The organism is Massilia sp. WG5 (genome assembly GCF_001412595.2).
GTDB lineage: Bacteria > Pseudomonadota > Gammaproteobacteria > Burkholderiales > Burkholderiaceae_D > Telluria.
Window position 1 is genome coordinate 1,100,123 of record NZ_CP012640.2, and the last position, 18,848, is coordinate 1,118,970.

The 18,848-nt window shown below is 57.8% G+C and carries 22 protein-coding genes and 2 pseudogenes; 10 read left to right on the forward strand and 14 right to left on the reverse strand.

Features of this window, described 5'->3' with window-relative positions; translation table 11 throughout:
• Window positions 1–30 precede the first annotated feature (30 nt).
• On the reverse strand, window positions 31–456 hold the full coding sequence (locus AM586_RS28005) for a hypothetical protein (protein ID WP_156328278.1): 426 nt from the start codon (window positions 454–456) through the stop codon (window positions 31–33).
• A gap of 324 nt (window positions 457–780) precedes the next feature.
• Here AM586_RS28005 and AM586_RS04765 point away from each other — a divergent pair, with 324 nt between their 5' ends.
• Both AM586_RS04765 and AM586_RS04770 read left to right on the forward strand, forming a co-directional pair.
• Window positions 781–1,896, forward strand: a complete 1,116-nt coding sequence (locus tag AM586_RS04765; RefSeq protein ID WP_082439647.1) for a type IV toxin-antitoxin system AbiEi family antitoxin — start codon at window positions 781–783, stop codon at window positions 1,894–1,896.
• Entirely contained in the window at window positions 1,893–2,156 is a 264-nt protein-coding gene (locus AM586_RS04770; protein ID WP_047826650.1) for a hypothetical protein, read from the forward strand. The genes AM586_RS04765 and AM586_RS04770 overlap by 4 nt, the downstream gene beginning before the upstream one ends.
• Before the next feature lie 110 nt (window positions 2,157–2,266).
• Here the strand turns inward: AM586_RS04770 and AM586_RS04775 are convergent, their stop codons facing one another.
• The 3 genes from AM586_RS04775 to AM586_RS04785 all read right to left on the reverse strand — a co-directional run bounded on the left by AM586_RS04775 (window position 2,267) and on the right by AM586_RS04785 (window position 5,541).
• Window positions 2,267–3,712: a heavy metal sensor histidine kinase gene (locus tag AM586_RS04775; RefSeq protein WP_075791995.1), complete on the reverse strand. Its 1,446-nt coding sequence runs from the start codon at window positions 3,710–3,712 to the stop codon at window positions 2,267–2,269.
• The gene (locus tag AM586_RS04780; protein ID WP_047826649.1) at window positions 3,709–4,383 is read right to left on the reverse strand and encodes a heavy metal response regulator transcription factor; all 675 of its coding nucleotides are present in this window, start codon (window positions 4,381–4,383) and stop codon (window positions 3,709–3,711) included. The genes AM586_RS04775 and AM586_RS04780 overlap by 4 nt, the downstream gene beginning before the upstream one ends.
• Window positions 4,384–5,265: 882 nt before the next feature.
• Window positions 5,266–5,541 (reverse strand): CopK family periplasmic copper-binding protein, encoded by a 276-nt coding sequence (locus AM586_RS04785; protein WP_060566935.1) that lies wholly within the window; start codon window positions 5,539–5,541, stop codon window positions 5,266–5,268.
• Window positions 5,542–6,044: 503 nt separating this feature from the next.
• Between AM586_RS04785 and AM586_RS04790 the strand changes: the two are divergent.
• A pseudogene (locus tag AM586_RS04790) lies at window positions 6,045–6,249 on the forward strand (DDE-type integrase/transposase/recombinase); the annotation flags it as partial.
• A gap of 27 nt (window positions 6,250–6,276) precedes the next feature.
• On the opposite strand, the pseudogene AM586_RS29055 reads toward AM586_RS04790, so the two are convergent.
• From AM586_RS29055 to AM586_RS29245, 10 genes and pseudogenes are all read right to left on the reverse strand, one after another.
• Window positions 6,277–6,498: pseudogene (locus AM586_RS29055) on the reverse strand (heavy-metal-associated domain-containing protein); the annotation flags it as partial.
• A complete protein-coding gene (locus AM586_RS04800; protein WP_047826647.1) occupies window positions 6,458–6,814 on the reverse strand; it encodes a MerR family transcriptional regulator in 357 nt (118 codons plus the stop codon). The gene AM586_RS04800 and the pseudogene AM586_RS29055, both read right to left, overlap by 41 nt.
• An 82-nt stretch (window positions 6,815–6,896) precedes the next feature.
• A complete protein-coding gene (locus tag AM586_RS04805; RefSeq protein ID WP_082439648.1) occupies window positions 6,897–7,556 on the reverse strand; it encodes an isoprenylcysteine carboxylmethyltransferase family protein in 660 nt (219 codons plus the stop codon).
• 66 nt (window positions 7,557–7,622) lie between these two features.
• Window positions 7,623–7,829, reverse strand: a complete 207-nt coding sequence (locus AM586_RS04810) for a DUF2933 domain-containing protein (protein WP_052234476.1) — start codon at window positions 7,827–7,829, stop codon at window positions 7,623–7,625.
• 180 nt (window positions 7,830–8,009) lie between these two features.
• Entirely contained in the window at window positions 8,010–8,180 is a 171-nt protein-coding gene (locus AM586_RS29060; RefSeq protein ID WP_084777151.1) for a flagellar basal body rod protein FlgB, read from the reverse strand.
• A gap of 133 nt (window positions 8,181–8,313) precedes the next feature.
• Window positions 8,314–8,475, reverse strand: a complete 162-nt coding sequence (locus tag AM586_RS28010) for a hypothetical protein (RefSeq protein ID WP_156328277.1) — start codon at window positions 8,473–8,475, stop codon at window positions 8,314–8,316.
• Between the two features lie 90 nt (window positions 8,476–8,565).
• Window positions 8,566–8,889 (reverse strand): ferredoxin FdxA, encoded by a 324-nt coding sequence (fdxA, locus tag AM586_RS04820; RefSeq protein WP_075791997.1) that lies wholly within the window; start codon window positions 8,887–8,889, stop codon window positions 8,566–8,568.
• Window positions 8,890–9,079: 190 nt separating this feature from the next.
• A complete protein-coding gene (locus tag AM586_RS04825) occupies window positions 9,080–10,021 on the reverse strand; it encodes an NAD(P)/FAD-dependent oxidoreductase (protein WP_082439650.1) in 942 nt (313 codons plus the stop codon).
• A gap of 194 nt (window positions 10,022–10,215) precedes the next feature.
• Window positions 10,216–10,554: an ISC system 2Fe-2S type ferredoxin gene (fdx, locus tag AM586_RS04830; RefSeq protein WP_075791999.1), complete on the reverse strand. Its 339-nt coding sequence runs from the start codon at window positions 10,552–10,554 to the stop codon at window positions 10,216–10,218.
• A 151-nt stretch (window positions 10,555–10,705) separates the two neighbouring features.
• Complete coding sequence (locus AM586_RS29245; RefSeq protein WP_083684782.1) at window positions 10,706–10,972, reverse strand: DUF2933 domain-containing protein; 267 nt, start codon at window positions 10,970–10,972, stop codon at window positions 10,706–10,708.
• 408 nt (window positions 10,973–11,380) lie between these two features.
• On the opposite strand from AM586_RS29245, the gene AM586_RS04840 reads away from it, so the two are divergent.
• From AM586_RS04840 to AM586_RS04870, 7 genes are read left to right on the forward strand one after another with little or no spacing between them, the layout of a single operon-like run.
• Entirely contained in the window at window positions 11,381–11,716 is a 336-nt protein-coding gene (locus AM586_RS04840; protein ID WP_047826645.1) for an NADH-quinone oxidoreductase subunit A, read from the forward strand.
• Window positions 11,707–12,603 carry a complex I subunit 1 family protein gene (locus AM586_RS04845; RefSeq protein ID WP_047826644.1) on the forward strand — a complete coding sequence of 299 codons (897 nt, stop codon included), beginning with the start codon at window positions 11,707–11,709 and terminating at the stop codon, window positions 12,601–12,603. The genes AM586_RS04840 and AM586_RS04845 overlap by 10 nt, the downstream gene beginning before the upstream one ends.
• Complete coding sequence (locus AM586_RS04850; protein ID WP_047826643.1) at window positions 12,600–13,490, forward strand: NADH-quinone oxidoreductase subunit J; 891 nt, start codon at window positions 12,600–12,602, stop codon at window positions 13,488–13,490. The genes AM586_RS04845 and AM586_RS04850 overlap by 4 nt, the downstream gene beginning before the upstream one ends.
• The gene (gene nuoK / locus AM586_RS04855; protein ID WP_047826642.1) at window positions 13,487–13,798 is read left to right on the forward strand and encodes an NADH-quinone oxidoreductase subunit NuoK; all 312 of its coding nucleotides are present in this window, start codon (window positions 13,487–13,489) and stop codon (window positions 13,796–13,798) included. Before AM586_RS04850 ends, nuoK begins: the two co-directional genes overlap by 4 nt.
• Window positions 13,795–15,756, forward strand: coding sequence for an NADH-quinone oxidoreductase subunit L (locus AM586_RS04860; RefSeq protein WP_047826641.1), 1,962 nt, complete (start codon window positions 13,795–13,797; stop codon window positions 15,754–15,756). Before nuoK ends, AM586_RS04860 begins: the two co-directional genes overlap by 4 nt.
• A gap of 31 nt (window positions 15,757–15,787) precedes the next feature.
• The gene (locus tag AM586_RS04865; protein WP_047826640.1) at window positions 15,788–17,275 is read left to right on the forward strand and encodes a NuoM family protein; all 1,488 of its coding nucleotides are present in this window, start codon (window positions 15,788–15,790) and stop codon (window positions 17,273–17,275) included.
• On the forward strand, window positions 17,275–18,738 hold the full coding sequence (locus tag AM586_RS04870; RefSeq protein ID WP_197416513.1) for an NADH-quinone oxidoreductase subunit N: 1,464 nt from the start codon (window positions 17,275–17,277) through the stop codon (window positions 18,736–18,738). Before AM586_RS04865 ends, AM586_RS04870 begins: the two co-directional genes overlap by 1 nt.
• Window positions 18,739–18,848 lie beyond the last annotated feature (110 nt).

An 18,848-nucleotide genomic window follows, 5' to 3' on the forward strand; every position in this document is an offset into this window, starting at 1 on the left:
ACAGGCATCGGCACTGGCCGCAGCCGTCAATCAAGACGCAATTGCGCTGGTAGCTCGTGGAGGACGTTCGATCCGGGCAGGGATATGCCCGATGAACGAGGAGGAAGGAATTTGCTGTACGCCCCATGCCGCTTCATTAAGGACAGTCAGGGCAACGCCAGGGGGTGGTCCAAACGCGCCAATATAGCAGTCTGCACATGTGCCGCAGGCCGATCGTGCCTGAGCATCGGTGCCTTCGCAGTCTGCGTCATCAGAACTGCTACCTTGCTCGGCCACGCCAGTATGCTCATGTTCATGCTCATCTTCATGGGCAGCGCGGCTCATCGTCCCATGCATCGACAAGCCCTCATGCACGGCGTCATCCACGATGAGTGGATGATGCGACATGCAGCACTCGAACTTCGCTACCCCCGCAATGCTTTGCATTGGCAGGGAGGCGATGAGCAGGTAAAGCAAGAAATGTCGTAGCCTATAGGACATATGAACAATGTAGCATGCTCATGCGTATTTTGGATAATTTGTGTATACAAATTCATCCGGATCGGGATTTCTCCAAACTTACTTGGGGATGACGACTGTGCGCTAAGTGGCGGCGTCGCAACAGCAGATAGACCGTTGGCACCACGAACATCGATAGCAGTGGCGCCGTAATCACCCCCCAACCATTGGTGCCGCGATCCGCTGCAGTATGCCGCCAAAGATTAGCTGCACAGCTAATCCTCCGTTTTTAGCTAAGTTAGACGCCTGCGTCATATTAGCTGCGCAGCTAATATAGTACGCATGAATAACGTCGATATTTCCTTGTTGCATGATTTTACCGGTGCGCTCCAGGGTGTTACCGGTTTCTTCGCGGAACATGAAGAGGTAGAAGTGCCATTTGGTGATCACCGTCGAAATGCGCGGCTAGACGCGTTGGTGGAAACAAAGACTCCGGACGGGCGCTCCTGCATATTGGCAGTCGAGATGAAACGCGTAGCCTATCCACGAGATGCCCGTATGGCGATCAACCACCTGATGGAGTATCGAGCCACGGTCCCTCCCGGCACTCACATTGAACTATGTTTGGTCGCCGATACGATCAGTCCAGGTTCGCGCGAGGAACTGCGGAACGCGGGAATCAACTACTATGATCAGAGCGGAACACTGTACTTTAGACATCACACATGGTTAGTCGATATCGAGCGCGCACCTATTCGCCCAGCCCGTAAAAAGGATATCGCGCTGTTTAGCGGGGCACGTGAACAGGTTGTCCATGCCTTGCTCTACCATTGGTATAAAAATCCTGATGACGGGTACATCTCTGGAGGGGAGCTCTCTCTTCTCTCGCATACATCGACCTTTACTGTGTCGAGCATGATGCAGGCCCTTGAGCAACATGACTTCGTCGAATCCAAGGGCAGCGGCCCGAGTCAGCGCCGCCGCCTGCGTGATCCTGCAGCGCTGCTCGACGCATGGGCTGAGGAGTGGATACGGCGGCGGGAAGTTAAAACCCGCTGGTATACGTATGCTCCCAGCGGGCGCATCACCGATCGGATCATTGAAGGATTCGTCAGACATGCACGGCAAGAATGGGCCCTCACCGGAGCCGCTGCTGCCAACGCCATCGTTCCGCGATTAACCAACGTTGATCGTGTGGAAGTCATCGTTCAGCCAGGCGAGGCAGAGCAGCTGGCTTCTGCAATGGATCTGTCTCAAGCGGATAAAGGCTCCAATGTAGTCCTGATCGAACGAACCGGCGCGTCGTTCCTGTTCCTGGACGAGCATCCTGAACGCCCACACTCCCGCTTTGCCAGCCGATTCATACAGTATCTGGATCTTCTCAACGGCTACGGTCGCAACAAAGAGCTCGCGGAAGAGTTCCGCAAACATGCGCTCAAGATAGGAAGCAGCAAATGAACACGAAACATAAGACCGCCGCGGAATACAACACCGATCATACCAAGGCGTGTGAGATCGCACTCATCGCACTGCTGCGAGCATTTGGCTCATTGAAGGATGATTTGCGGCTCGTGGGTGGATTGGTTCCGCGCTATTTGACACCGTCACGGCCGCCGGAAGTCCCGGAGCACGCCGGCACGACCGACGTCGACGTCGTTCTCAACATTACGGTACTCGCCGCGAAAGGAACTGATGCTGGCTATCGCCTATACGATTAGCCAAATCGCCACTTCACATAGACGCGTATTCAGAGCCTTTGGCGCTGACGCGGCGATATGGCTATCGGCAAGTCGACAGCGCCCGTCGAATGTCGAAAAAACGTGGCGATTCAAGCTTTAACAGATCCGGAGTGCGCGCTTTTACTGAGGCCGCCTTCAATATTTTTCGAGCTTTTCGGGAAATGAAGTGTAAAGCTGGTTATACCAGCTTCATCGCTTTCCATCGTCACATGGCCGCCATGAAGTGTCATAATGGCCCTCACGATCGAAAGCCCCAGTCCTGTACCTCCTGAATCCCGTGACCTTGCAGAATCGGTCCTGTAAAATCGGTCGAAAAGCCGTTCGCGGTGTTCGAATGAGATTCGCTCTCCTTTATTCATGACAGTTAGGTCAACTGTTTCGTTTTCGTCTTTTATTCGAATTTCCACGGAGCTGTTCGCTTCGCCGTAGCGTGCGGCATTGGAAAGCAGATTTGTAATTGCTCGTCCAACAAGTGTCCTGTCCGCTAATATCTTACCGTGACCTGATACATGAAAGGAAATGTCGCGTTCATGGGCCAAAAGTTCTACATATTCAGCGCTTTTAATAGCCTCATCTCCAAGCTCTACCGTCGTTGAATTAAGAACTTCCGTGGTATTGTCGGCACGAGCTAAAAAAAGCATGTCTGCGACTACTCGGCCGAGGCGTTCCAATTCGTCGACATTTCCCTCAAGTAACTCTATTAACTCGCCATGTGTGCGCGATTGCGACAACGCTACTTGAGTCCTTCCCAGAAGAATTGAAATTGGTGTTCGCATTTCGTGCGCGAGATCGCCGGAAAATTGAGAGAGCCGGCGAATGCCGTCGTCCAGGCGATCTAACATGGCGTTGAACGCGAGACATAATGTTAGCAATTCTTGCGGCATCTCGTCCGGTGAAATCCGTCCAGACATGTTTTTTGCCGTGACTCGCATCGCTGCAGCGCGGAAGCGACTCAATGGCCTCAATCCAATACTCACAATCGTCCAGGCTCCGAGCGAAACAATCACCAACGCAAATGGAGCAGCGGTAAGTGCTGTAAATAGAAGCTTTGACAGTAATTCTTCGTCGTTGCTCCGGTCCGAGGTTAGCAAGAGCACATATCCCTCGCCGCTGACGACCTCGCTTGACACAACGATCGAGAGCATTGGGGCATCTGACTGTGGCATACGCCAATCAAGGAACGCATCTGCTCCCCACGTGTCGGTATGAAGCCTGCGGACAGATTCCACCCCGATAGGACTGAACGCTACTAGCGCTGTACTGCTACCTGGTCTCGCTACAGCGACGTGCAGTCCCTCATGTCCTGATAACAAGTCCGAAAGTCGATAGGCTGCGCTACTGAGCGCGGCAAGGTTCGTTTCCTTGTCAAGCAGGTGCCGCGCCTCAACTACATTTCCTTTAAGTAAATCTCGCTTTTGCTGGGCCAAGTTCGCCGACATCGTGCTATACGAGAAACCAAGCACTGCAAGGCTTTGGAGCAAGCCAAGTGTCCCGACCAGTAATGCCAGCTTGAGCGCAAGACTACGTATTTTCATGTGCGCAGCTCAAAAACATAGCCGACACCTCGCACGGTGTGAATGAGTTTGACGTCGAAAGGGTCATCAACCTTGGCGCGTAAGCGCTTTATCGCGACATCTATAATGTTCGTATCGGAATCAAAGTTAATATCCCATACCAAGGACGCAATTTGCGTTCGGGAGAGCACTTCTCCGGCTCGCCGCATCAGCAGTACAAGCAACGCAAATTCCTTTGCCGTCAGGTCGATAGGGCTACCGCCGCGTATCGCCCGGTGTCTGACAGAATCGACCTGGAGGTTGCCTACGCACAGGACACTGTCCAATGGCGCGGCATTCCCGCGCTTTACTATCGCGCGTACTCGGGCCAAAAGTTCGGAAAAATCGAATGGCTTGACCAAATAGTCGTCTGCTCCTAAATCGAATCCCCTGATTTTATCGTCCATGCTTCCTCTGGCGGTTAGCATCAGCACTGGCGTTTGCTTTCCGCTTCGTAAGGCAGACAACACGGCAAAGCCATCAAAGCCGGGAAGCATGATATCAAGCAACACCAAGTCATAATCCGTTTCGAGGGCTTTGTGCAGTCCATCAGCGCCGCTAATAGCCGTATCGACAACGTAACCGTGCTCGGACAAACCTTGTCTCAGGTATTCGGCAGCACGCGGCTCATCTTCAATAACGAGAATTTTCATGGCGATGTGATAAAACTGAAACGAAAAAGATGCAATATACACGGGTTGGAAGGACCGGATGTAGGCTGGTCTCAACCGCTTAAGGACGGCTCACTCTAGGACAATGTTGCTTCCCTATTCCGTATGCTGGTGAGGCCACGATCCATCACTCAACCGCCCTGACCGTGCGGTGAGCAGGGGCACGAATGCGTTACCCTGACGCTCCGACGAGCAGTCATCCTTCCGACACCGAGTTTGCAGCGACGAGAAGTGTTTACGCGAGGTGTGCGTTTCTTGGCCACGGTTGGGGACACAACGTCTAGGACGATGGTTACGTTGATACCATACGTCGACCGCGGCTTGAGCTGCCACCGGTGGGATCGCAACGTGCGCCAGACACATGTGGTGAAGTACTTCGCTTGTTCGAGCGGGAATTCGGATTTGCTCTAAAATACGGCCGCCGTCGAAGCGCCGGCGGCGTAGCATGGAGCACAAGTCAGCCCCGGCTTTAGCGACACAAGCTTGCTGGAGAAGCACAAGTGGCACGGGAGGTTTCACAATTTGGACACCTCCCGCCTTCTGCTCTAGCCGACTATTTGAACTTCTCGTGTGTACCCGAGGTAGGGCTTTGCTCAACGGCCGGCGTCATGAAAAGCACACGACGGGCGAGCAAAGTAGCATCGGGCTGGCCGCCGAGTGATACCTCACCGCGGCGCAGCACGAAATTCCGCATACTTACTTAGCAGTTTAACTCCGTTGGCGTCTGTCATACACGCCATCCCTCGTGCCAAAAAATGCCGGACCGAGTACCTCTAAAAAGCTTGGGTCAGCTTTTAATCCTACGGCCCGGCGGTCGCATAAGAACCAGCTGTCGGTCTCCTCTTCAAAGGATAAGCGTGGACCTTATCGCCGTCCACCGTTATCTATTTGCAGCTGCATGTCGAGACGAGCCGTTTCGTTACCGCGCATGATCATTTTCTGGCCATCCTTGGTTTCCATGATCTGACCTGGTTTCATGCCTGTAGGGTGGCCGTACTTGTCCTCCATTGCCATCTTTCCGTCTGCATAGACGTGAAGAGTCTCTCCACTCTTGAGTGGAACCAGTTTTTCGTCCTGTGCTGACGCGAACGAGGCAGCCGAGGCAGCAAACAGCATAGAAGCAACTAACAGTTTTTTCATGACAAATACTCCTTATAACAAATGTTCTGAAAATCAAATCCTTCCCAACTACGCAAACATCTTAATATCTGAGCCGAAACATAAGAATGACAGGGGAGTTACATTTCTGTAATTTTCAGATAGCGCCGCAATTTAGCAGACAGTCAATACTGTTCCGTACCACCAGAGCGCAGTCTAGGGCAAGGGTCATCGCAGCGCTGCCTTAAGCGCCAGGAGCAAGAACGGGATGATGGTTGCTGTACCGTTAAAAAGCGGAGCTCAGCTGGCTAGCGTGGCGGCAAAGTTCCAATGGCTACATGACGCGCTGGATGATGCGTAAGTACAAGCACCTCGCTCGGCATAAAACCCGAGCAGGCCGCGCCCTCCGGCGACTTGCGCGTCAGTTTGAAAGTGCCTTCGTGCACTGGAAATCGGATATGTCCCATCGGCTGGATGATGGAAGCCGGATGAGCTGAGAGGTTCACATCCGGTTCTGAGAGGGGCCGTGGGTGAAATTCCCACGGTCTACTCACCCGTACGTCTCGACGTGGCAGGGCTTCGTCTACGTGACCTTCGTCATCGACGTTTTGCTCGGCGGATCGTTGGCTGGTGGGTGAGCAGCTCGATGCGGACCGATTTCGCCCTCGACGCCCTGGAGCAGGCGCTGTAAGCGCGCCAGCCGGAACGCAACGCAACGCGTTGGTACATCACAGCGACAGCGGGTCGCAATAGGTATCGATAAGGGTAACTGGTACGCTCGATTGCAGCGATTAGGTCGCGGATGCCGACACGCGCGGCGTCGTATTCGACGGTCGCCCGGGCGCTGGCTAAATTGAGCCCGGCGCGCTTCACGCCCAGAATGCCACCGAGCTGCTTTTCCACGCGCCGGGCGCAGGCTTGATCAGGGACAATGGATTCGTCATGGTTTTCTCGTCCATCAATGCTTGTGTTTTCCGTCGCAAGTCCGTGCCAGATGATTAAGAGCGTCGCGCATGGCGACCGCTTGCTCGATGCGACGGTCCAATTCTCCGATGCACGCCTGCACCAGCACGCGGGCCTCCGCTGTTCTTTGCGCCGGATTCGCCAGAGGCGAAAGCAGTTCCCGAATTTCCTCGATCGAAAAGCCGACGTTGCGCGCGCGCCTGAGAAAGCGCAGGATGCGCAAATCGCTCTCGCAATAGATCCGGTAGCCGGACTCCGACCGTTGGCCGCGCTGGACAAGCCCGATGCCTTCGTAGTAGCGAATCATTTTGGCCGACACACCCGAGTGTTTGGCCGCCTCACCAATATTCATCGCATGATCCTGAGAAGCCGTTGAACGTCTTTGCTGCATTCAATGAAGGAAACGGCGTTGGCAAATTAAACACGCGGATCCGTCATACCCTGATTGCTTCGAATAGCCGGCCCCACTCGCCACGACGCGGAAAGAACCGCGGAACCTGCCGCATATACTCCTGGTACGCCGCGCCGAAGCGCGCGATCATGTCTTGTTCCTCCTTGCGCGCGAGCCGGACATACACAAGCACAATTGCAGGAAAGAGCGCCAAGGTAATGACGGTCGGCCAATGCACGATCTGACCGAATACGGCCAGCATGATGCCGGTATATTGCGGATGGCGAACCACGCCATAGAGGCCATCTCTGGCAAAGCGTCCTTCCTGCCTTGCCCGGTACACGCTTCTCCAGCCGACGATCAGCAGCAACAATCCGAACAGGATAAAGACGCCGCCGAGAAGCATTTCAATCATGCCGCCGACCATGCCGTAGCCGAGCAGCGCGCTCCACAGATGTCCGGGCATGGCGTCAAGCGGAATGTCGATACCGAGGAAGCCGGTCAACAGATAGATGGTCAACGGAAAACCGTACATCTCCGCATAGAGTGCGATGATGAACGCCTGGAGCAGGCCGGTGCCGGCCCACTCGCGCCAGCCTCGTGGCGCAGCGAATCGATACAGTATCCAGGACACCGCCACGACGATCACGACGACCAATCCCCAGTGGCCATAGTGGCGGGCAAATCCGTTCATGTCTTCCATGACATCTCCTTCACCGCCTTTGCGGGCGGCACATGGTTGAAGCGTCGGACACTGTCTCCCGATCGCTCACTTCCCGTCGCGCTCCGGTTCCCTTTCTTCCGGCGTATTCTTGTCCTTCATCATGAAGTACATCCCCAGCGGGCATGCCAGTATTAGCAGATACGGCGCCGCAGCCGCGATCAATGCTCGCGATTCCGGAAACAGCAGATATCCGAGGATAAGTAACGCTCCTATCCCGAGCGCGACCTTGACTATGGTCTTTACGCTGCACATGATTGCTACTCCTTTTGTCTGACAGGCAGGGCGACATATGCCGATGACTCTTGCCACCCCTTCGCGGCGCTCGTTACTGCACGGCAGTCACGACGTAGTCCGATCCTTCCTGCTTTCGACCGCTCCTGTTGACCGCGAGCTTGTCGAACAGCGTCAAGTCCTTGACCGAGATGCCCACCGTCATGGCCGGCCACTTTTGATAGCAGTGTTAATGTCGATGTCTACAGTTTTGTACCCCGGCGTGTCAGAATTTTCAATATTCGAAGCAAGCAATTCCTGACGATATGCCCTCAGACCTAATGCGCGCTCATGGAACTTGGGTTTCGCCTGACCAGAAAAAGGTCCAATAATCTCCCTATTGGATTGACTCCTATAATGATTACAAAAATGTTAATTAGAACGCGACAATTGGCGTGAACGTCTTAACCCAGTCTCTCAAGCATTCCTGAAACCTGTACGACTCGTGCTATCCCGTCGTCGTAACTCATGTATTTTCATGAACAGCCTCGTTGGCTTCAGCTTTCCGGACATTCTCTAATTGTAGCTCCCGACGGCGCATCAACATGTACACCACTGGCACCATAAACATCGACAGCAATAGGGCGGATAGCAACTCACCGACCATTGGCGCCGCAATACGCTGCATGATTTCCGATCCTGTGATTTCATCACCCGCCTGCCAGAGCCGCAGGCTCTATATCGGCCGCGCTCTCGGTTCACACAGCGCGGCCGAACCTCACCGCTCAAGATAAATTAACTTTTTGGTAATTCGAGCCCAATAGTCAGCGTCTGGAAGAGGAGGTCTCGGCCTCACGATCACTTTCCATTTACCCGCCAGATCACAGTTCAGCTGAATAAATACGTTCTGTTCTTCGGGCACATGACTATCTGGAAAAATAGCCTCTACGGGACATTCGGGCACACACAGACTGCAATCGATACACGTATCGGGGTCGATCGCAAGGAAATTCGGCCCCTCTCTGAATGCATCCACAGGACAAACCTCAACACAATCAGTGTACTTGCATCTGATGCACGCTTCGGTAACTATGTAGGTCATACGAACCATCCAACATGCTTGCTCCGTGTTCTCTGAGCAATAAGAAACTGCTTTAGCGGCGCCACGCTACCCCGTTGCAATTTTTCTCGTTAATAACTGCTGCAGCGTTGCCGATGTTGATCGCCACCATCTCGACCAGTCTGCCAATTTAACTTCGCTCAGCAACCGAGAACTTGATCTGTGACCTTGGTCACTTTAAATCTTCTTTCAGCAACGCTGTGTTGATCCCGATAGCTGCCTGAGCTCCCTCAGCTGCTGCAACGATCACCTGCAAAACATCACGCGATGCATCGCCAGCAACGTAAAGCCCCGGAACAGGCGTCATTTGCTGATCGTTGTCAATTTCACATCCTTTCGGGTCGAACATGTCACAACCAAGGCGCTTTGCCAGATCGGTCGACTGCTGTCGGCCGGTATTGAAAAAGAATGCTGAGCGGCGCAGTGTTGATCCCGACGAAAACACGATATCGAACGAGGCGGAATACGGTGTATTAGCGAGAATTTCTAAACGTAGAATCGGCTCTTCTCGCAGTTCGACACCGTTGGCGATAAGACGCTGACGGAATTGGTTGCTCAGCTCGGAATCGCCGTCGGTGCACAGTACAATGTCTCGACTCCAATGAGTCATCTCAAGTGCAAGACCGCCTCCCTTCTGATCTCCGCGGCCATACACTGCAAGAGGTTGGTCGCGCATCTCCCATCCATCACAATAAGGGCAATGAAACAGCCCTACCCCGTAAAGCTCGCGAAACCCTGGCTGCTGTGGCAGTTCGTCGACAACACCGCCTGCGAGTAGCAGTTTGCGTGCGAAGAAAACTCGGCCATCTCGACTAGTTACTGAAAAACCGATATCCGTACGTATTGCGTCAACTATCCGGTCATCGTCAACCTTAACCGAAGGATATTCTTTTAGCTCTTGCCGGGCTATTGCACGAAGTTCCGACGGGTGAATGCCATCCCGGCTCAAAAAACCATGCAAGGCATGAGATACAGCATTGCGTGGAACACCTTCATCAAACATCAACACTTTTCGCCGACATCTGCCGAGAACCAAGGCGGCGTTCATTCCAGCCGGCCCTCCGCCGACTATAATGACATCCCAAAGTGGAACATTTTCGTTATTGGCGTGCATTCATACCTTTCATCGCTTTGCGTACAATGTGAATTCGATCTATGATGCTAATTTCCGGAAGTGTTGATCTTTCTATAATGCGCAAGCCGTCCAGAAGGACGGCTGTGTTGCAATACGTCGAAACCGAGGCCGTAAATAATTACCGATTCCCAATTGCTTGATTGCTTGATTGCTACCACGCTTTAAAGAAACCTTCACGGTAGTTCCTTCGCATGATTTATCGAATATCTCGGTATTTCGATAACCAAGTCAGTAGTCCTGGCGGCCGCTTGGCATGAGAGCCGGGATGTCGGCTCAAGCCCCCATGCACGGTCGAGCATGTCCTCCTCTTTATCGGTTGCCACGGGAAGCGAACTTGCGCCCGCCCTTACGATCACATGGCATGTCGTACACGCGCCGACTTTACCACAGGCATGTTCAATCTCGATCCCATGCTCGAGGAGCGCATCACACAGCGACTTTCCAGATTGAACTTCGAAAGATGCACCTTCGGGAGCATAGTCTGGATTTGCATAAACTTCTATTTTCGGCATTGCAGGTCCTTCCCATCAGGTAGACATAGTGGTCGTCCTGACGCTTTTTACACGATGACTGCTTCGAAAATTATCACAGAAGAGGCTTAGCCGATGAAGAAAACTGCAGAAGGAACTGCATCAATGTGAAAGCAAGGATGCCCATGCAGGCTTACCGCTTAAATTCACCCAAGGCCGGCTCGCGCTTGTCAATAGACACCAGAGAGGCAGCTTTTTGCTGTTCTGCTTCGCGAGATTCGCATCCTTTACCTCCCATTAGCCTCATTCCCAAGAACATGGAAATAGGACACAGGAGAAAAACAAGTGTAGGCGCAGCCGTAAGAATCAACGACCGTATTTCTGGTACCGATATATACAGGAGACCTGTGATGGCTGACATCATTACACCGATCTTAAGCATGGTTTTTAAGCTACACATTACAAACACCTCCAAATTCACTGACTGTGTACTTCTTGACTAATCGACTTTCAAGAATGGAAGTGCGAAAAATCATGTATGTTCGCTTAAGGCCTATCGTAGACGCTAGAAAGTATAAGAAGAGTGACGAACGGATTACAAAAATGTAATCTTCATTCTGATTAGCGTTGCCTTTTTCGCATCGCGTTTGCGGTGCTCACGCGGCCGGCGGCGAATATGAGCGCCTGAGCTGCACAGTTTTAAATCCTTTCGAGCCATCATGTCTCCAATGGAATCGATTCGTGCGGCCCTTGGGAGCTCTCTGCTGTACGATTTTGCCAACTGATTATGTACACGCCCATGCTGTGAGCCCTATTCGCAGCAGGATGTCAGCGTGTTTCCTCGCACCACGTCGGACGGGAGAACGGAATGCTTGAACAGAGTGTATCGGCCTACGGCATGGCTGGCCTCATCGTGCTCATTGCTGCGGGCATGGGACTCCTGGCGTTCGCGATCTCGGGCAAGAGTCGAGAGCCGCAACGCGAACCCAGTCCGCCAGCTGCCTGGGCCCAATTCCACATCGGCTTTCCCGTGTATGCGCTGATCTTTCTCGCTTTCGATATGGAAATGATCTTCATGTACCCTTGGGCCGTCGTGTTCGCCGACCTCGGCATTTCCGCCTTCCTCGACATGCTGGTTTTTATCGCCTTGCTCTCGACCGGCATCCTGTATGCCTGGGCAATGGGTGGCCTTAAATGGGAATAGCCGGCAAAACCCTTCTGGTCACGTTGGCGCTGCTCGCAGGGGCCTGGGTGAGCGGACGCATTGAACGGGTGCTGATGCGCGGGGAGCCGGGGGCCATGCATCAGGCGGGAACCGCGGCCGTCCACCTGGGTCGACGGGACCGCTGGCTGTATCCGATCGGTCCCGCGGTCGCGCTGGCCGCGGTCTTGCTCGGCGCCGTCGTGATGCCGTTTGGACCGGCACTGGTCGGCGAGGACTTGCAGATTGGCGTGTTTTATTTCATCGTCGTGATCGACTTCGCCGTGCTCGGCATTGCCCTGTCCGGCTGGGGTGCCAACACAGGCCACGCGGTCGAGGCTTGCTATCGCGCGGTGGCCCAGCTCGTGGCTTACGTCGTGCCTCTCGGTATGGCCGTGGTCGGTACGATCATGATGGCAAAGTCCCTGTCCACGACACGCATCGTCGAGGCGCAGCAGGGAGTATGGTTCATCGTACTGCAGCCGCTCGGTTTCGCGCTATACCTCGTGACAGGGCTGATGCAGTGTTATCGGGCACCGTTCCTGGAACCGTTCGCGGATAGCGTGGTAGGTGGCGTGCTCGGCGTCAGCACCGGGCCAGAAGCCTTGATTTGGCGGCTTGCGCTGTCGGGCCTACTGCTGCTGGTAGCCGCCATGGGCGCGGTGCTGTTCCTCGGCGGATGGTCGGGCCCATGGCTTCCGGCCCCATTATGGATGGCGCTGAAGACGCTGGGACTAATGATCCTGATGCTCGCCGGCGGGCGAATGGTCCGGCCCTTGAGTGTGGCCAGAATGCTGGGGCTGTCATGGAAGGTGCTGATTCCCCTGGGCTTGGCAAATGTGCTGCTGGTCGGCGGTCTCATTTTGTTGAAGATCGGACCCACTGGATGAATGTGGAACAGACAGCAGTGCTGGTTGCCTTCGGCTTATGTGCCTTCCTCGCGCTCGCCGGTGCGCTCGGCATGGCGACCACGATGAGCATGTTCCGCAGCGGCATATTCCTGATGGCATCGTTCATTGGCGTGGGCGGCTTATTCATCCTGCTCGCCGCCGACTTGATGGGGCTGCTTCAAATCATGATGTACATCGGCGGCATGCTGGTCATGATCCTGTTCATGGTGCTGTTCATGCACGATCCCGGCGGGTCCATGATGGCGGGCATGCCGGACATGATGAGCCCGATCGAGCGCTTCTTCAGTCGGGGTCTCCAACCGGAGCCGGAGCCGGACGAGAAGGCCGATGACGATACTGGCAGCAGTCTGAAGGAGGACGCGGGTCACGACGCGATGAATCGTGACGAGATGGACCATGCAGACAAGGCGGCCGGCCACGGCTCGCACGGTGGCATGGACCACGCCCATATGGACCATGGCAGTACGTCATGCGGCGACATGGACAAGATGGGGGACATGGGCGGCATGGACATGGACATGTCGATGGTGACGCCGGTGCGCCCCGTCGCCGCTTGGGGTGCGGCGGCCATCGGAATCGGCCTGTTCGCGCTGTTGCTGCTGCGTCCCGACTGGCCGGTGGCAGGGCAACACCCCAATCCCGACTCGGCCCGTGCGGTCGGCATGATGCTGATGCACAAATACATGATCGCGTTCGAGGGCGCCGGCTTCCTGATCCTGCTCGGCATCTTTGGCGCCGTGTTTCTTGCGCGCACCAACCAGCATGCCGAGGCGCCCGGACGCGCACTGCCGGTCGCGCGCCCAGAAGATCCGCCGCCAGCAGAGTCTGGCCCCGCCCCCGGCCACGAGGAAGGAAAGTGGTCATGACAATACCGCCGACTGCCTACCTGCTGGTCAGCGCTGCGCTATTCGCGATCGGCGTATATACCGTGGTCGCACAACGCTCGGCCGTGATGATCCTGATGGGAATCGAGCTGCTGCTCAATGCCGCTGGCCTGAACGTCATCGCATTCTGGCGCTTCGTGCAGCCGGACGACTATTCCGGGCAGATTTTCCTCATCATGCTGGTGACCGTCGGCGCCGTCGAAATGGCTGTCGGCCTGGCGATCATGCTTCTGCTTTACCGCCAGCGCAAGGATGTCCAGGTCGACAGCTATACGGAGCTCAAGGGATGAGCGCGCTGCTCCTGGCGGTGCCGCTGTTGCCGCTGATAGCCAGCCTCGTCGTGTGGTCGCTGCCGCAGGGCGTTGCGCAACACTATCCGCGCTTGCCGCCCATACTCGTGATCGGCGCAACGGGGGCCGCGCTCGGTGCACTGCTGCTTTTGCACGGCACGCGGACCACAGTGCGCGCTGTCTGGTTTAAAAGTGGCGGGCGAGTGCTGCAGGCGGGCCTCGAGCTTGGCGGCCTGAGCTGGTCGATGGCGGTACTGGTGGCTGCGGTCGCGCTCGCGGTGCTGGTCTACGGCGCCGGCTACATGCGCGGTGAGCCCTTGCGCGCGCGCTTCTTTGCCGAACTCGGTCTGTTCGTCGGCGCCATGCTCGCACTGGTGCTGGCCAGTTCCTTCGTCCTGCTGTTTGCGGCATGGGAGCTGGTCGGGGTGGCATCGTGGCTGCTGATCGGCTTCCACCATCGGGAGCCGGGCTCGGCATCAGCAGCCGCCAAGGCCTTCCTGATGACACGCATCGGCGACGTCGGCTTCCTGCTCGGCTGGCTGCTGGTGCTTGACGCTACCGGCACCACGGATATCGCCCGCTTCCTCGAACTGGCCAGTGCCGGGGCCCTGCCGCCGGCGTTCGCCACCTTGCTAGCGCTGCTGTTCTTCAGTGCCGCTGTCGGCAAGAGTGCTCAGCTGCCGCTGTCGCTCTGGCTGCCGGACGCAATGGTCGCGCCAACCCCGGTATCGGCGCTACTGCACTCGGCCACGATGGTAGCGGCTGGCGTCTACCTGATGCTGCGCCTGTACCCGCTGCTGGCAGCGACGGCGGACGCGCGCGCGGTCATTTTCTGGCTCGGCCTCCTGAGCGCCGCCACTGGCGCCCTGCTGGCCACCGCACAGACTGACCTCAAGCGCCTTCTTGCCTGGTCGACCATCTCGCAGCTGGGCGAGATGCTGCTTGCTGTCGGACTCGGGGCGCCGTACGCTGCCGCGTTGCACCTGGTCGCACATGGCCTGTTCAAGTCGACGCTGTTCATGTGCGCTGGCAGCATCGACAAACATGCGGGCACGCGCGACCTGCGCGAGCTCGGCGGGATCTGGCGGGTATTGCCTGTCACTGCGGCCTGTTTTGCCGTCGGCGCGCTGGCACTGGCCGGCATCGAACCCTTGTTCACCGAAACCAGCCACGACGCCATCCTCGGCGCCGCCTGGCGTACGGGCCCGGCTCAAGGGCTTGCTGTGCTGGCGCTGCTGCTGCTGGCCGGCATGTACATCGGCCGCGCCGCGGCGCTGCTTCTGTGGGGACCGACCAGGGCGGGCGAAGGCAATACAGGCGCGGTCGGCCGCACCATGCGACTGGGCATGCTGGGGACGGCATTTGGCGCGGCCCTGATCACGCCGCTTCTCAAGGGTATGGGGCCGCTGTTGCCTTTTTCTCCCGTCGCGTCCTCCTCTCTCGCGGTTCACCTGGGCGCGCTGGGTGCCGGCGCCGGCGGCCTGCTGCTGGGCGCGGCCAGCGCCTGGCGGCGCGGCGCCGCGCCAGTACTCGGGACGGCGGTGTTGAGGCTGCAAAGCCCCCTCGTGGGCCTGGTGAGCGCGGCCTGCGCATTGGTCTGGAATATGGCAGCCGCCGCCGAGACCCTGGAACGCTGGCTGGACGGCGTGGTCCGCCATCTGGTGGCCGCCGCCTACACGATTTCAGGCAGCGGTCGCAGGGGCCTAGCCGGCATTGAGTCCGCACTCGACGCCAGCGCAGGCGGCCTGGCACGAACCGCCCGCTCCCTGGCCGACGGCACCGAACAAGCAGAAAGTTCGGCCTTCGCCGCCGCGGCCGATGCGCTTGCAGGTCTGTTGCAGGCCGGTGGCGGCCGGATGCGCGCCGTGCAGACCGGCAAACTGTACCTGTACACCTTGGGACTTTTCGCCTGGACCATGGTGGTGCTGGTGGCCGCAGCGCTGCTCTACCTCAAATAGCCTGTCATCAACAAAAACAAAGGGTCGTACCATGCTCAGTCTCACCATCTTTCTTCCCTTGTTCAGCGGCCTGGTGCTGCTGGTGCTGCCCGGCTTGCGTCCATCGCTGGTACGCCGCCTCGCGCTGGCAGGAGCGCTTGCGACCCTGGTGCTGGCGGTGCTGCTGTGGTCCGGCTTCGATCCCGCGACGAAGAGCCTGCAGTGGCGCGAGACGTTGCCCTGGATCCCGAGCATCGGCGCCAGCTACGATGTTGCACTGGACGGTATTTCCCTCGCGTTGCTGATGCTCACGGCAGTGCTCCTTGTTGCCGTGATGGTGTACGTCCTTCCTGAACACGGCGAACGGACACGCCTGCACGCCTTCCTGTTCCTGCTGCTGGGGACCGGCCTGATGGGGGTGTTCGCTTCACGCGACCTGCTGCTGTTCTACCTGTTCTTCGAGATCGGCCTGGTGCCGATGTATTTCATTATCGGCATCTGGGGCGGCGAACGCCGGTCCTACGCCGCCATGAAATTTTTCCTATATACCCGTGCGGGTAGCCTGGCGATGCTGCTTGGCTTTCTGGCGCTGTATTTATCGATGACGCCGCATACCTTTTCCCTGCCGGCGATCATCGCGGCCCGGCCCTTGGCCAGCTCACCGGGTGCGGCAGCGGCTGTCTTTTTCGCTCTGCTATTTGGCTTCGGGGTCAAGCTGCCGGCCTTCCCGCTACATAACTGGTTGCCCGACGCCCACGTCGAGGCGCCCACCGAGGGCAGCGTCGTGCTCGCGGGCCTTCAACTGAAGATGGGGGGATATGGCATGCTGGCAATTCTGTTGCCGACAATGCCGGGTACGGTGGCGCGCTTTGCCTGGCTCGTCATTCCGCTGGCGCTGGTCTCGCTTCTGTACGGCTCGCTCGCCGCGCTGGGCCAGCGCGACCTCAAGCGGCTGGTAGCCTACACCTCGGTCAACCACATGGCCTTCGTGCTGCTGGCATTGCCGGTCGCAGGGCTCGGCATAGTCGGCGGCAACCCCGACCTGGCGCACCTCGCCGTGAATGGGGCCGCGGTCCAGATGGTCAGTCACGGCCTGCTGACCGGGGCAATGTTCTTAATGATAGGCATGCTTCAGCATCGCGCCGGCACCCGCGACATCGACCGCTTCGGCGACCTTCTGGGTCGCTTGCCGGGCTACGCCGGGCTGTTTGCCGTACTGTCGTTCGGCTCGCTAGGCCTGCCGGGGCTGTCAGGATTCATCGCCGAGTTCCAGGTGATCGGCGCCACCCTGCTAATAAGTATGTGGATCGGCGCCATCGCCGTGCTGGGCCTGGTCATCACCACCGGCCTCTACCTGCACATGCTCGGCAGGCTGTTATTGGGCAAACCGCCGGAAGCAATGCCGGATCTGCCCCCAATGTCCATGCACGAGTCGTGGAGCGCCGGTACGCTGGCGGCCCTGTCGGTACTGATCGGCGTGCTGCCCGGCACGATCATGCCAATGATCGCGGCCGCGTCCTCCGCCTTGGCGGGCTCCTGATGCGCCTGCCGATGCCAAGCGCCGGCTGCATGGACCTGTGGGCCGTGGTCCCGGAAATGCTGCTGGCTGCGCTTACGCTGGCACTGGTGCCAGTGGCCGGCTTCGCGCGTGGTCGCTGGCGCGGTTTGCCGGCGCTCGTCGCGGGGGCCGGGCTGGTAGCCAGCATGGTGCTCACCGCGCGCACGTGGAACTACCCGGCCGCCGCGGCATTTTGCGGCACCTGGGCCGTGGACCGCTTTGCTGTACTCTACAAGCTCCTGATCGAAGCCGCAGCCTTGCTATCGCTGCTGATGCTGGCGTCCCATTTTCGCGGGCGGCGCGCGCAGGCACAGGTCGCGATGCCACTGCTGTTTGCGACGGTCGGCGGGCTAGGCCTGGTTTCCGGCCTGGACCTGGCGCTGATCGTGCTGTTTCTTGAAATACTCAGCATAGCCTCCTATCTGCTGGCGCTGCTGATGCGCACCGACCTCAAGGCGCAGGAAGCCACCCTCAAGTATTTTATCTACGCCAGCGCCGCGCTGGCGATCATGTCGTATGGCATGACCTTCCTGTATGGCTTGACCGGCAGCCTCGACCTGCCCGGTATCGCGCGCGGCCTCCATCGCGCGGATCCGGTGTGGCTTCTGGTGGCTGCGGGCATTGTGCTGGTCGGCTATGGGTTCGAGATCACCTTGGTGCCGTTCCAGTTCTGGGCACCCGACGTCTACCAGGGCGCCAGCGCGCCGGCCACCGGCTTTATCTCGGTGGTGCCGAAGATTGCCGCCTTCGCCGCGCTACTGCGTTTCCTGCTGGAGGCTTTGCCGGCCTATGCTCCACAGTGGTCGCCGCTGATCGGCGTGCTCGCAGTAGGTACCATGACGCTCGGCAATCTTGCGGCGCTGCGCCAGCAAAGCCTGAAACGGCTCCTGGCCTACTCCAGCATCGCCCAGGCAGGCTATGTGCTGATCGGCGTGGCGGTGGCAAACCGCAGCCCGGGAGGAGTGCCGGCGGCAAGCTTTTACCTGCTGACCTACCTGGCGATGAACCTGGGCGCATTCGCGGTCATCGGCGTGCTGGAGCGCCACACCGGAAGCGACGCGCGCGACGTCGTACGCGGACTGGCACGTCGCGCTCCCTGGCTGGCCGCCGTGCTGACGCTGGCCTTGCTGTCGCTTGCCGGTATCCCACCGCTCGCCGGTTTTGCCGGCAAGATACTGCTGCTGACGCAAGCCATCGACGGCGGCATGGCGTGGCTCGCCATCGCTGGCGCAATTAATATGGCGGTCGGGCTGTATTACTATGCGCTCGTCGTGGCCGACATGTTCATGGAGGCGACGTCGCAGGCCCCCCCGCAGTCAGCCCGCATCCCGGTCGGCGCCGGCTACGCGGCGGCCGCAGCGATCGCCACGGCCGGCACCCTCGCTCTCGGAATTTCGCCCGATAGCGTGTTATCGGCGGTGATGGCAGTGGGATGGCTGCGCTGAACGAAGCCATCGCGCGTCCAAGGCCTACGTAGCGCCTTCATTTAAGGTCTGCGTAATTGACAAAGATATGTGGCGGTTTTAAACTTCACTGTAATTATGAGAATTCCGCG

What these genes read in the sequence shown, in the direction of transcription:
- AM586_RS04765 (WP_082439647.1), top strand. Translation starts at nt 781, where the DNA reads ATGAATAACGTCGATATTTCCTTGTTGCATGATTTTACCGGTGCGCTC.
- AM586_RS04770 (WP_047826650.1), top strand. Translation starts at nt 1,893, where the DNA reads ATGAACACGAAACATAAGACCGCCGCGGAATACAACACCGATCATACC.
- AM586_RS04775 (WP_075791995.1), bottom strand. Translation starts at nt 3,712, where the DNA reads ATGAAAATACGTAGTCTTGCGCTCAAGCTGGCATTACTGGTCGGGACA.
- AM586_RS04780 (WP_047826649.1), bottom strand. Translation starts at nt 4,383, where the DNA reads ATGAAAATTCTCGTTATTGAAGATGAGCCGCGTGCTGCCGAATACCTG.
- AM586_RS04785 (WP_060566935.1), bottom strand. Translation starts at nt 5,541, where the DNA reads ATGAAAAAACTGTTAGTTGCTTCTATGCTGTTTGCTGCCTCGGCTGCC.
- AM586_RS04800 (WP_047826647.1), bottom strand. Translation starts at nt 6,814, where the DNA reads ATGAATATTGGTGAGGCGGCCAAACACTCGGGTGTGTCGGCCAAAATG.
- AM586_RS04805 (WP_082439648.1), bottom strand. Translation starts at nt 7,556, where the DNA reads ATGGAAGACATGAACGGATTTGCCCGCCACTATGGCCACTGGGGATTG.
- AM586_RS04810 (WP_052234476.1), bottom strand. Translation starts at nt 7,829, where the DNA reads ATGTGCAGCGTAAAGACCATAGTCAAGGTCGCGCTCGGGATAGGAGCG.
- AM586_RS28010 (WP_156328277.1), bottom strand. Translation starts at nt 8,475, where the DNA reads ATGCAGCGTATTGCGGCGCCAATGGTCGGTGAGTTGCTATCCGCCCTA.
- fdxA (WP_075791997.1), bottom strand. Translation starts at nt 8,889, where the DNA reads ATGACCTACATAGTTACCGAAGCGTGCATCAGATGCAAGTACACTGAT.
- AM586_RS04825 (WP_082439650.1), bottom strand. Translation starts at nt 10,021, where the DNA reads ATGCACGCCAATAACGAAAATGTTCCACTTTGGGATGTCATTATAGTC.
- fdx (WP_075791999.1), bottom strand. Translation starts at nt 10,554, where the DNA reads ATGCCGAAAATAGAAGTTTATGCAAATCCAGACTATGCTCCCGAAGGT.
- AM586_RS29245 (WP_083684782.1), bottom strand. Translation starts at nt 10,972, where the DNA reads ATGTGTAGCTTAAAAACCATGCTTAAGATCGGTGTAATGATGTCAGCC.
- AM586_RS04840 (WP_047826645.1), top strand. Translation starts at nt 11,381, where the DNA reads ATGCTTGAACAGAGTGTATCGGCCTACGGCATGGCTGGCCTCATCGTG.
- AM586_RS04845 (WP_047826644.1), top strand. Translation starts at nt 11,707, where the DNA reads ATGGGAATAGCCGGCAAAACCCTTCTGGTCACGTTGGCGCTGCTCGCA.
- AM586_RS04850 (WP_047826643.1), top strand. Translation starts at nt 12,600, where the DNA reads ATGAATGTGGAACAGACAGCAGTGCTGGTTGCCTTCGGCTTATGTGCC.
- nuoK (WP_047826642.1), top strand. Translation starts at nt 13,487, where the DNA reads ATGACAATACCGCCGACTGCCTACCTGCTGGTCAGCGCTGCGCTATTC.
- AM586_RS04860 (WP_047826641.1), top strand. Translation starts at nt 13,795, where the DNA reads ATGAGCGCGCTGCTCCTGGCGGTGCCGCTGTTGCCGCTGATAGCCAGC.
- AM586_RS04865 (WP_047826640.1), top strand. Translation starts at nt 15,788, where the DNA reads ATGCTCAGTCTCACCATCTTTCTTCCCTTGTTCAGCGGCCTGGTGCTG.
- AM586_RS04870 (WP_197416513.1), top strand. Translation starts at nt 17,275, where the DNA reads ATGCGCCTGCCGATGCCAAGCGCCGGCTGCATGGACCTGTGGGCCGTG.